At 71.5% G+C, this 12,870-nt stretch carries 5 protein-coding genes; all 5 read left to right on the top strand.

Features of this window, described 5'->3' with window-relative positions; all coding sequences use genetic code 11:
* Positions 1-92: 92 nt before the first annotated feature.
* The 5 genes from AB0D53_RS12635 (at position 93) to AB0D53_RS12615 (ending at position 12,866) form a co-directional block, all read left to right on the top strand.
* Positions 93-1,769 carry a glycoside hydrolase family 13 protein gene (locus AB0D53_RS12635; protein ID WP_362444142.1) on the top strand — a complete coding sequence of 559 codons (1,677 nt, stop codon included), beginning with the start codon at positions 93-95 and terminating at the stop codon, positions 1,767-1,769.
* A 158-nt stretch (positions 1,770-1,927) separates the two neighbouring features.
* Positions 1,928-2,974, top strand: coding sequence for a LacI family DNA-binding transcriptional regulator (locus tag AB0D53_RS12630; protein ID WP_362444813.1), 1,047 nt, complete (start codon positions 1,928-1,930; stop codon positions 2,972-2,974).
* Positions 2,975-3,384: 410 nt separating this feature from the next.
* Positions 3,385-5,115, top strand: coding sequence for a carbohydrate-binding module family 20 domain-containing protein (locus AB0D53_RS12625; RefSeq protein ID WP_362444139.1), 1,731 nt, complete (start codon positions 3,385-3,387; stop codon positions 5,113-5,115).
* Between the two features lie 211 nt (positions 5,116-5,326).
* Positions 5,327-10,642 carry a pullulanase-type alpha-1,6-glucosidase gene (gene pulA, locus AB0D53_RS12620; RefSeq protein ID WP_362444134.1) on the top strand — a complete coding sequence of 1,772 codons (5,316 nt, stop codon included), beginning with the start codon at positions 5,327-5,329 and terminating at the stop codon, positions 10,640-10,642.
* A 187-nt stretch (positions 10,643-10,829) separates the two neighbouring features.
* Complete coding sequence (locus tag AB0D53_RS12615) at positions 10,830-12,866, top strand: NB-ARC domain-containing protein (RefSeq protein ID WP_362444131.1); 2,037 nt, start codon at positions 10,830-10,832, stop codon at positions 12,864-12,866.
* Positions 12,867-12,870 lie beyond the last annotated feature (4 nt).

Raw genomic sequence — 12,870 nt, 5'->3', positions numbered from 1 at the left:
CCCCGCACGACCCGCACGCACCAAGTCACGGCGGTCGCCGGTGTCCGACCCGGTCCCGGCGCCGCCTCCCACCCCGACACCTCAGGGACGACATGACCCAGCACCTCGCTGCCCCCTCCACCGGCACGTCCGCCGACGCTCCGGCCCACCAGACCGGCTGGTGGCAGGACGCGGTGATCTACCAGGTCTATCCACGGAGCTTCGCCGACGGCAACGGCGACGGCATGGGCGATCTCGCAGGCGTACGCGGCAGACTCCCGTACCTCAAGGAACTCGGTGTGGACGCGGTCTGGCTCAGCCCGTTCTACTCCTCCCCGCAGGCCGACGCCGGCTACGACGTCGCCGACTACCGTGCCGTCGACCCCATGTTCGGCACCCTGCTGGACGCCGACGCGCTGATCCGGGACGCCCACGACCTGGGCCTGCGGATCATCGTGGACCTGGTGCCCAACCACTCCTCGGACCAGCACGAGTGGTTCAAGCGCGCCCTCGCCGAGGGCCCCGGCTCCGCCCTGCGCGAGCGCTACCACTTCCGCCCCGGCAAGGGCGAGGACGGCGAACTGCCGCCCAACGACTGGGAGTCCGTCTTCGGCGGCCCCGCATGGACCCGGACCACCGACCCGGACGGCACCCCGGGCGACTGGTACCTCCACCTCTTCGCACCCGAGCAGCCCGACTTCAACTGGGAACACCCGGCCGTCGCCGACGAGTTCCGCTCGATCCTGCGCTTCTGGCTCGACATGGGCGTCGACGGCTTCCGGGTCGACGTCGCCCACGGCCTCGTCAAGGCCGCCGGCCTGCCCGACCTCGGCAGCCACGACCAGCTCAAGCTGCTCGGCAACGACGTCATGCCGTTCTTCGACCAGGACGGGGTGCACGAGATCTACCGCTCCTGGCGCACCATCCTCGACGAGTACCCCGGCGACCGCATCGCCGTCGCCGAGGCCTGGACCCCCACCGTCGAGCGCACCGCCAACTACGTACGCTCCGACGAGATGCACCAGGCGTTCAACTTCCAGTACCTCTCGACCGCCTGGGACGCGGCCGAGCTCCGCGAAGTCATCGACACCTCGCTCGACGCGATGCGCCCGGTCGGCGCCCCCGCCACCTGGGTGCTCTCCAACCACGACGTGACCCGGCACACCACCCGGTTCGCCAACCCGCCCGGCCTCGGCACCCAGATCCGTGAGGCCGGCGACCGCGAGCTGGGCCTGCGCCGGGCCCGCGCCGCCACCCTGCTGATGCTGGCGCTGCCCGGCTCCGCCTACGTCTACCAGGGCGAGGAGCTCGGCCTGCCCGACGTCACCGACCTGCCCGACGAGGTCCGCCAGGACCCGTCGTTCTTCCGCGCGGAGGGCCAGGACGGCTTCCGCGACGGCTGCCGGGTGCCGATCCCGTGGACCCGCGACGGCAGTTCGTACGGCTTCGGCGACGGCGGCAGCTGGCTGCCCCAGCCCGACGGCTGGGGCGAGCTGAGCGTCCAGGCGCAGACCGGCGAGGCCGGCTCGACGCTGGAGCTCTACCGGTCCGCGATCGCCGCCCGCCGGGCGCACCCGGGGCTCGGCGCCGGCACGGCGGTGGAGTGGCTGGGCGCCCCCGAGGGCCTGCTGATCTTCGCCCGCCCCGGCTTCGTCTGCACCGTCAACACGACGGGCCGCCCGGTGCGCATCCCGGTGCGCGGCACGGTCCTGGTGTCCAGCAGCCCGGTCGTCACCGACGGCGCCGAGATCGAGCTGCCCGCGGACACCACGGTGTGGTGGACGGTGTGACCGTCCCCCTGCCCAGGGCCTCTCTTCCGGATCAGGCCGGATCAGGGAGCGGGGGCCGGCGCGTGCAGCTGCAAGGCGGAGAAGGGAGCCCACGCGGAGCGTCGGCGACTGACGACAGCGCCGCAGACGCGCGTGTCGGCCCCCGCGAGCCCGGCAAGATCCGGAAGACGGGCCCTGGGACCGGCGGTGCGCCGAGACTCTCGGACATCGCCGGCCAGGCAGCGGTCAGCGAGGCGACCGTCAGCCGGGTGCTCAACGGGAAACCGGGCGTCGCCGACCCCACCCGGCAGCGGGTGCTCGCGGCGCTGGACATCCTCGGCTACGAACGTCCCGTGCGGCTGCGCAGGCGCAGCGCCGGGCTGATCGGACTGGTGACGCCCGAGCTCACCAACCCGATCTTCCCGGCGTTCGCGCAGTCCGTCGAGCAGGTGCTGGCCGGACACGGCTACACCCCGGTGCTCTGCACCCAGCTGCCCGGCGGCGCCACCGAGGACGAACTCGTCGAGCAGCTCGTCGAGCGCGGCGTCGGCGGGATCGTCTTCATCTCCGGGCTGCACGCCGACATGTCGGCCGACCCCGCCCGGTACGCCGTGCTCACCGAACGGGGCGTACCGTTCGTCCTGATCAACGGCTACAACGAGCGGATCAGCGCGCCGTTCGTCTCGCCCGACGACTCCGCCGCCGTGCGGATGGCCGTCGGGCACCTCGCCGAGCTCGGCCACAGCAGGATCGGTCTGGCGATCGGACCGCAGCGCTATGTACCGTCCCGCCGCAAGCGCGAGGGCTTCCTGGACGCCTCGGTGAACCTGCTGGGCCTGGACCGGGCCGAGGCCGAACTCCTGGTCTGCCCCACGCTGTTCAGCGTCGAGGGCGGCCAGGTCGCGGCGGGTGCGCTGCTCGACCAGGGGTGCACGGGCATCGTCTGCGGCAGCGACCTGATGGCGCTGGGCGTGGTGCGGGCGGCCCGGGAGCGTGGGCTCGGTGTGCCGCGCGACGTGTCGGTGGTGGGCTTCGACGACTCGCAGCTCATCGCGTTCACCGATCCGCCGCTGACGACGGTGCGCCAGCCCGTGCAGGCGATGGCGGCGGCAGCGGTGAGCGCCCTGCTGGAGGAGATCGGCGGCAGCCCGGTGCAGCGTACGGAGTACGTGTTCCAACCGGAGCTGGTGGTACGGGGATCCACCGCGGCGGTCCGGGGAGTCTGAGGCCCGCGGGGCCGGTCGGGGCGTACAGGAGAGGCACCGGGAGCCGGCCCTGAATGGGCCTGCGGGGAGTGAGCGACTCCGGGTGCCTCTCTTGTCCGTGACCGGCCCGGCCGGCCGGGCGCGTGGGGTCCGGGATCGCCGGAACCCTCGGCCGACCGGACCGGAGTCGGGAGAAACTTAACAGCGCTGCAATGTTTTGCGTAAGTCCTTGCAGGAAGAAAACTGCCGTATTTCCTGGATGTGAGCGGGTGGTGTCCAAAGGGTTGACCGGGGACTGACAGGCTCGTACGGTCGGCGTCGCGGCAAGGTTTGCATTCTTGCAGCAAGAACCTTCAGGAGCCTTGAGGGCAGGGCGCGTTGCCACGTGAGGCTGCACCGTCACCCGCATTTCCCCCACAGCAGGAGGAAACATGGCACGCAGACCACTGTCCGCGGCGCTCGCCCTGGCAGCAGGCGTCGCCGCCCTCGTGGCCCCCCTCGTGGCCCCCACCTCGACCGCCCAGGCCGCCGCCCCCGGCGACAAGGACGTCACCGCCGTCCTCTTCGAGTGGAAATTCGACTCCGTGGCCAAGGCGTGCACGGACTCGCTCGGCCCGGCCGGATACGGCTACGTACAGGTCTCGCCGCCCCAGGAGCACATACAGGGCAGCCAGTGGTGGACCTCGTACCAGCCCGTCAGCTACCGGATCGCCGGACGGCTCGGCGACCGCGCCTCCTTCGCCAACATGATCAGCACCTGCCACAGTGCCGGCGTCAAGGTGGTCGCCGACTCCGTCATCAACCACATGTCGGCCGGATCGGGCACCGGCACCGGCGGGTCCTCGTACACCAAGTACGACTACCCCGGCGTCTACTCCGCAGCCGACATGGACGACTGCACCGCGCAGATCAGCAACTACCAGGACCGCGCCAACGTCCAGAACTGCGAACTCGTCGGCCTCGCCGACCTGGACACCGGCGAGGAGTACGTACGCGGCAGGATCGCCGGATACCTCAACGACCTGCTCTCCCTGGGCGTCGACGGCCTGCGCATCGACGCCGCCAAGCACATGCCCGCGGCCGACCTCGCCAACATCAAGTCGCGGCTGAGCAATCCGAACGCCTACTGGAAGCAGGAAGCGATCTACGGCGCGGGCGAGGCCGTCTCGCCGGACGAGTACACCGGTACGGGCGACGTCCAGGAGTTCCGCTACGCCCGCGGCCTCAAGCAGGTCTTCAACAACGAGAACCTCGCCCATCTCAAGAACTACGGCGAGGGCTGGGGCTTCATGCCCTCGTCGAAGGCGGCGGTCTTCGTCGACAACCACGACACCGAGCGCGGCGGCGACACGCTGAACTACAAGGACGGCGCGAACTACACCCTCGCCAATGTCTTCATGCTGGCCTGGCCGTACGGCTCGCCCGACGTCCACTCCGGCTACGAGTGGTCCGACAAGGACGCGGGCCCGCCCAACGGCGGCACGGTGAACGCCTGTTACAGCGACGGGTGGAAGTGCCAGCACGCCTGGCGCGAGATCTCCTCCATGGTCGGCTTCCGGAACACGGCGCGCGGCGAGGCGGTCACCGGCTGGTGGGACAACGGCGGCGACCAGATCGCGTTCGGCCGCGGTTCCAAGGCCTATGTCGCGATCAACCACGAGGGCTCCTCGCTGACCCGTACGTTCCAGACCTCGCTGCCCGCCGGTGACTACTGCGACATCCAGTCCGGCAAGGGCGTCACGGTGAACGGCTCGGGCCAGTTCACCGCGACCCTGGGAGCGAACACGGCGTTGGCCCTCCAGGTGAACGCCCGTACCTGCACGGGCGGCGGCACCACGGACCCGGGCACCGACCCCGGCACGGGTACCTCCGGCGCCTCGTTCGGCGTCAACGCCACCACGCAGCTCGGCCAGAACGTCTACGTCACCGGCAACCAGCCGGCCCTGGGCAACTGGAGCACCGCCGGTGCCCTGAAGCTCGACCCGGCGACGTACCCGGTCTGGAAGCTGGACGTGGCCATGCCCGCGGGCACCTCGTTCGAGTACAAGTACATCCGCAAGGACGCGAGCGGCAACGTCACCTGGGAGAGCGGGGCGAACCGCACCGCGACGGTGCCCTCCACCGGCAGGGCCACGCTGACGAGCGACGTCTGGCGCAGCTGACCCCGCCGCTGTCCGCCCGCCGCCCCGGTCGCAGGACGCGCCGGGGCGGCCGGTCCCGCGGGTACGCGCCCGCCCCCGGCCGGGGACCGCCCCGGACCCCGGCCGGGGGGCCTTCCCGCGCCCCGGACCCCGGCCGGGGAGACCTCCCCGTTCCCGGGATCGGTCCAGCCCACCCCGAGAACCCCCACCCGCACACAAGGAGACCCAGCCCGTGTCCCGTTCCACCCTCGGACGGGGAGCCGTCGCCGCACTCTGCGCGGCGCTGCTCCCCGTCGTCCCGGCGGCAACCGCGTCCGCGGCGCCGAGACCCCCCGGGCCGCCCTCGGACGCGAAGCTCGCCCAGGCACCCGCCCGGCACGACCTGACGCGTGAACAGTTCTACTTCGTCATGCCGGACCGGTTCGCCAACGGCGACACTGCCAACGACCGGGGCGGACTCACCGGTTCGCGCCTGGACACCGGGTACGACCCCACGGACAAGGGCTTCTACCAGGGCGGCGACCTCAAGGGCCTGACCGACCGGCTCGACTACATCAAGGGCCTCGGCACCACCGCCATCTGGCTCGCCCCGATCTTCAAGAACCGCCCCGTCCAGGGCACCGGCAAGGACGCCTCGGCCGGCTACCACGGCTACTGGATCACCGACTTCACCCGGGTCGACCCGCACTTCGGCACCAACGCCGACCTGTCGAAGCTGATCGACAGGGCCCACGCCAAGGGCATGAAGGTCTTCTTCGACGTCATCACCAACCACACCGCGGACACCGTCGACTACGCCGAGAAGGCCTACGGCTACCGGCCGAAGGGCGCCTACCCGTACCTGGACAAGGACGGCCGCCCGTTCGACGACGCCAAGGGCCTGGCGAAGGTGGACGCCGACTCGTTCCCGTACACCCCGAAGAACACCGGGACCAAGGTCCCCTCCTGGCTCAACGACCCGACGATGTACCACAACCGGGGCGACTCGACCTTCGCCGGCGAGTCCGCCACCTACGGCGACTTCTCCGGGCTGGACGACCTGTGGACCGAGCGTCCCGAGGTCGTCTCCGGCATGGAGAAGATCTACGAGAAGTGGGTCCGGGACTTCGGCATCGACGGCTTCCGGATCGACACCGTCAAACACGTCGACCTGGACTTCTGGACCCAGTGGGCCACCGCCCTGGACACCTACGCGGCCGAGCACGGCCGCAAGGACTTCTTCATGTTCGGCGAGGTCTACTCCGCCGACACCGCCGTCACCTCGCCCTACGTCACCCGGGGCCGGCTCGACGCCACACTCGACTTCCCCTTCCAGGAAGCGGCACGCCAATACGCTTCGCAGGGCGCCCCGGCCGCGAAACTCGCGGCGGTCTTCGGTGACGACTACCGCTACACCACCGACAAGGCCAACGCCTACGAGCAGGTGACCTTCCTCGGCAACCACGACATGGGCCGCATCGGCGCGTTCCTGAAGCAGGACAACCCGAAGGCCGGCGACGCGGAACTCGTCCGGCGCGCGGAACTCGCCAACGAGCTGATGTTCCTCGGCCGCGGGAACCCCGTCGTCTACTACGGCGACGAGCAGGGCTTCACCGGCGCGGGCGGCGACCGGGACGCCCGCCAGACCATGTTCGCCTCGAAGACCGCCGACTACCTCGACGACGACGAGCTGGGCACCGACCGCACCCACGCCGCCGACGCGTACGACCCGAAGCACCCGCTGTACCGGAACATCGCCGCGCTCTCCGAACTCACCCGGAAGAACCCGGCGCTGCGCGACGGCGTCCAGACCGAACGCTACGCGCAAGGGCCGGTCTACGCCTTCTCCCGCACGGACCCCGAGCAGCCCAACGAGTACCTCGTGGCCGCCAACAACGCCGCCACCCCACGGACCGTCGAGCTGCCCACCGCATCGGCCGGCATGAACTTCCGCGTCCTGTACGGCGGTTCCGCGACCCTCCGCAGCGGCGCCGACAAGAAGATCACCGTCACCGTGCCCGCCCTCTCCAGCCTCGTACTGCGCGCCGAGAAGCCGATGGGCGCCCCGGCCACCAAGCCCTCGATCACCCTGAAGGCACCCGCCGCCGGAGCCACCGGCACCGTGGAGCTGTCCGCCGACGTCGACGGCGGACAGCTCAACCGCGTCGTCTTCGCCGCGCAGACCGGCAACGGCAAGTGGGTCACGCTCGGTTCCGCCGACCACGCCCCGTACAAGGTCACCCAGCACCTGGACGACAAGGTGGCGGCCGGCACACCGCTGCGCTACAAGGCGGTCGTCGTCGACCGCGCCGGCCGCACCGCGAGCGCCCTCGCCGCGACCACCGCGGGGCAGGCCCCCGCCGAGACCAAGCCGGTCGCCGTCCAGCGCGACTACGCCGTCGTCCACTACAAGCGCGCGGACGGCGACTACGACGGCTGGAAGCTCAGGTCCGGCGACACCACGGCAGGCTTCACGGGGCGCGACGCCTACGGGGCCTTCGCCTGGCTCAAGCTCGACGAGGGCGCGTCCAGTGTCCCGTACACCGTCGAGAAGGACGGCACCGCCGACGGGCCGCAGCGCACCGTCGACCTCGCGAGGACCGGACAGGTCTGGATCGGGCAGGGCGAGGACGGCCAGGCCGACACGGCCCCCGACGGCGCCTACCCGCCGCAGGACACCACCAAGGCCGTCCTGCACTACTACCGCCCCGACGGCGACTACGACGGCTGGGGGCTGCACACCTGGACCGGCGCCAAGGAGCCCACCGACTGGGCCAGGCCGCTCCAGCCGGTGAAGAAGGACGCCTCCGGAGTCACCTTCGAGGTGCCGCTCACCGACGGCGCCACCTCACTCAGCTACATCCTGCACAAGGGGGACGAGAAGGACCTCCCCAGCGACCAGTCGCTCGACATCGCCACCTACGGGCACGAGGTCTGGATGCTCGGCGCCACGCCCGGCTACCTGCTGCCCCAGACCGGAGGCGTACCCGCCCCCGACCTCTCCAGGGCCGAGGCGCAGTGGATCGACGCCGACACCGTCGTATGGAAGGTGAAGACCACCGGGGCCACCAGCCAGCAGCTCGTCCACGCGAAGAACGGCGGCATCTCCGTCGTCGACGGCGCGCTCTCCGACGAGGGCCAGTGGCTGCGGCTCACCCCCTCCGCGCTCACCGACGCGCAGAAGGCCGCGCACCCGAACCTCAAGGACTACCCGGCGTTCACCGTCGACGTCCGCGACCGCGACCGGATCCGTGAGGCCCTGCGCGGCCAGCTGATCGCCACCCAGCGCGCCGCCAACGGCGCCCTGCTCGCGGCCACCGGCGTACAGAGCGCGGGCGTGCTCGACGACCTGTACGGCAAGAACGCGGCCCGTGCCGCGCTCGGCCCGGTCTTCGACCACCGCGGCCGCCCCACCCTCTCCGTCTGGGCCCCCACCGCGCGGACGGTCGCCCTCGAACTCGACGGGAAGAACGTCCCGATGCGGCGCGACGACCGCACCGGCGTCTGGTCCGTCACGGGCACGAAGCAGTGGACGGGCAAGCCCTACCGCTACGTGGTGGACGTCTGGGCCCCCACCGTCGGCAGGATGGTCACCAACAAGGTCACCGACCCCTACTCCACCGCCCTGACCACGGACTCCGCGCGCAGCCTCGTCATCGACCTCGACGCCCCGGCCCTCGCCCCGAAGGGCTGGTCCGGGCTGAAGAAGCCCGCCGCCGTCCCGCTGCGCGACGCCCAGATCCAGGAGCTGCACATCCGCGACTTCTCCATCGCGGACCGCACCTCGAAGCACCCCGGCGAGTACCTCGCCTTCACCGACACCGCCTCCGACGGGATGAAGCACCTCAAGCAGCTCGCGGACTCCGGCACCTCCTACGTCCATCTGCTGCCCGCCTTCGACATCGGCACCATTCCCGAGAAGAAGTCCGCGCAGCAGAAACCCGCCTGCGACCTGTCCGTGTACGCCCCCGACTCCGAGGAGCAGCAGGCCTGCGTGGCCCGGGCCGCCGCGAAGGACGGCTTCAACTGGGGCTACGATCCGCTGCACTACACCGTCCCCGAGGGCTCCTACGCCTCCGACCCGGACGGCACCCGCCGCACCGTCGAGTTCCGGCAGATGGTGCAGGGGCTGAACGGCGCGGGGCTGCGCACCGTCATGGACGTCGTCTACAACCACACCGTCGCCTCCGGCCAGGACGACAAGTCCGTACTCGACCGGATCGTGCCCGGCTACTACCAGCGGCTGCTGGACGACGGCACCGTCGCCACCTCCACCTGCTGCGCCAACACGGCACCCGAGAACACCATGATGGGCAAGCTGGTCGTCGACTCGGTCGTCACCTGGGCCAAGGAGTACAAGGTCGACGGCTTCCGCTTCGACCTGATGGGCCACCACCCCAAGGCCAACATCCTCGCCGTCCGCAAGGCGCTCGACGCCCTGACGGTCGCCGAGGACGGCGTCGACGGGAAGAAGATCATCCTGTACGGCGAGGGCTGGAACTTCGGCGAGATCGCCGACGACGCCCGCTTCGTCCAGGCCACCCAGAAGAACATGGCCGGCACCGGCATCGCCACCTTCTCCGACCGGGCCCGCGACGCCGTACGCGGCGGCAGCCCCTTCGACGAGGACCCGGGTGTGCAGGGCTTCGCCACCGGCCTCTACACCGACCCCAACACCTCCGCCGCCAACGGGACGCGGGCCGAGCAGAAGGCCCGGCTGCTGCACTACCAGGACCTGATCAAGGTCGGCCTCACCGGCAACCTCGCCGGCTACACCTTCACCGACTCGGCCGGGAACACGGTCAGGGGCTCCGGCGTCGACTACAACGGCGCCCCCGCCGGATACGCTGCCGCCCCCGGCGACGCCCTCGCCTACGCGGACGCCCACGACAACGAGTCGCTCTACGACACGCTCGCCTTCAAGCTCCCGGCGGGCACTCCGGCGGCCGACCGGGCCCGCATGCAGGTCCTGGCCATGGCGACGGCCACCCTCTCGCAGGGGCCCTCGCTCTCCCAGGCGGGCACCGACCTGCTGCGCTCCAAGTCCCTGGACCGCAACTCGTACGACAGCGGCGACTGGTTCAACGCCCTGCACTGGGACTGCCGCGACGGCAACGGCTTCGGCCGCGGACTGCCGCCGGCCGCCGACAACGGGTCCAAGTGGGCCTACGCGAAGCCGCTGCTGGCCGACGCCGCGCTCCGGCCCGGCTGCGCGCAGATCGACGGCGCCTCCGCCGCGTACCGGGACCTGCTCACCATCCGCTCCACGGAGCAGGACTTCAACCTCTCCACCACCGAGCAGGTGCAGTCCGCCCTGTCCTTCCCGCTCTCCGGCAAGGACGAGACACCGGGCGTGATCACCATGCGGCTCGGGAAGCTGGTGGTCGTCCTCAACGCGGCCCCCGGCACCGAGACCCAGACGGTCCCCGCGCTGGCGGGGAAGGAGTACGCACTGCACCCGGTCCAGGCCGCGGGCGCGGATTCTACTGTCAAGAAGGCCTCGTACGAGAGGAGTTCGGGAAGGTTCACCGTCCCGGGGCGTACCGTGGCGGTGTTTTCCCTGAACTGAGCCATGACGGGACTACGTTGGGAGGCAGCAGCCGTCGGGGAATGCCGCAGCACCGCACCCCCGGCGCGCCTTCCACCCCCGGCCGGTCCCGGCCCCTCTCCGGTACGCCAGGCGTCCTCGTATGCCTGCTCCGTACGGGAACCAGGGGCCGGGACCGGCCGGTCCACCTGTTTCGGCGACGGTGACCATGGCGAGCAACATCCCCGAGGAGACAAGCAGCTTTGTCGGACGGAAAGCGGAACTTGCCAGGCTGGAGCACACACTCGCCACGCACCGGCTGACCACGCTCACCGGCAGCGGCGGTGTCGGCAAGACCAGGCTCGCCGTCCGCGCGGCCCGGCAGTCCGCGGCCGTCCACCGCGACGGCGCGTGGTGGGCGGACCTGTCACCGCTCCATGACGACGGGCTGCTCATCGCGACCGTCTCCGACGCGGTCGGGCTCTCCGACCACACCCTGCGCATGCCCATCGACGCGCTGTGCGAATGGCTGGTCGACAAGGAACTGCTGCTGATCCTCGACTCGTGCGAGCATCTGCGCCCCGCCTGCGCGCATCTGCTCGGCGAGATCCTCACCACGTCCCCCGGCCTCACCGTGCTCGCCACCAGCCGGCAGCCCCTGGACATCAGGGGCGAGCAGGTCGTCGAGGTGGACCCGCTGCCCGTCGAGGGCGCGGCCGACGCACTGACGCTGTTCCGGGACCGGGCGGCCGCCGCGGCCCCGGGCCTCGCCCTCGACGAGCCGGGCGACGCGGAGGCCGCCGCCGAGATCTGCCGCCGCCTCGAAGGCATTCCGCTCGCCATCGAACTCGCGGCCGGAGCCCTCGGCCGGGACACCGTCGAGCAGGTCGCCGCACGGATCAGGTCCCGCTTCGACGTACCCGCCGACGCCTCGCTCTGGCCGCCGCGCCACCGCACCCTGCGCACCGCCATCGGCTGGAGCCACGAGCTGTGCACCCCGCTGGAACGGCTGCTCTGGGCCCGGCTGACCGTCCTGCGGGGCGACTTCGACGAGGCCGTCGCCCGCGAGGTCTGCGCCGGGGGACCGCTCACCGCGGACGGGGTGTCCCGGGCACTGGGCGGCCTGGTCACCAAGTCCGTCGTCGGCCGGGACGGCACCCGGCACCGCATGCTCGACACCATCCGCGAGTACGGACGGATGTGGCTCGCCGAACTCGGCGAGGAACGCGCCGCCGCCGACCGGCACGCCGCCTGCTTCCTCGGCCTGGCCCGCAAGGCCCACGCCGGCTGGACCGGCGACGACCAGATCAGCTGGTACCACCGCATCGCCGAGGCGCACGCCGACCTGTGCGCCGCCCTCGACCACCTGCTGGCCCACGACACCTCGGCCGCCCAGGAGATGGCGGGACGGATCGGCTTCTTCTGGTGCTGCTGCGGCCACCTGCCGCAGACCCGCGAGTACGCCCGGCGCGCCCTGGCCGCCGGACCGGCCGAGGGCCCGCACCGCACCCGCGTCCTGTGGGTGCTGGGCATCACCGTCATGCTTCAGGGCGACTACCCGGCCGCCCGACGGCTGGGCCGGGAGTGCACCAGGGAAGCGGCGCGCGACGGCACCGACGAGGGCATCCTCGCCGCCGCCTATCTGTGCGGCCTCACCGATCTGATGACCGGGCGCCCCGAGGCGGGCCTGCGCGAGGTGGACCGGGTCCTGCGCTCGACCGGCTCCGCCACCCCGCTGGAGAAGGCCTACCGGCTGCGGTGCAGGCTCATCACGGTCTTCGCCCTGACCGGGCTCGGCCGGCTGGACGAGGCGGCGGAGGCGGCCGCGGTCCTGCGCGCGGTCTGCGAGGCCCAGGACGAGTGCTGGACCCGCAGCTACGTCGACTACCAGCTCGCCCTGATCGCCCTGCTGCGGGGCGACGCCGAAACCTCCGCCGCCCACGCCCGCTCGATGCTCGAAGGCAAGCACCGCATGCGCGACCGCTTCGGCATCGCGCTGGGCCTGGACATCCTGGCCGCGGCGATCGCCGCCCAGGGCGCGGGCGCCCGCGCCGCCCGGGTGTACGGCACGGGGCAGGTGTACTGGCGCATGGTCGGCCATCCGCAACGCGGCACCCCGGAACTGGGGCCCCTGCGCGAGGCATGCGAACGCCAGGCCCGCGAGGCCGTCGGTGACGCCGCCTACCAGCGGGCCTTCGAACGGGGCAGGGCTGACAACGCGGAAGTGGGCCTGGCCGCCGCGCTCCAGGGCGAGCTGCTCATGTAGGCAA

Source organism: Streptomyces sp. NPDC048295 (assembly GCF_040652135.1).
GTDB lineage: Bacteria > Actinomycetota > Actinomycetes > Streptomycetales > Streptomycetaceae > Streptomyces.
Note: the sequence above shows the minus strand (reverse complement) of the source record. Positions and strands in the feature narration are given on the sequence as shown.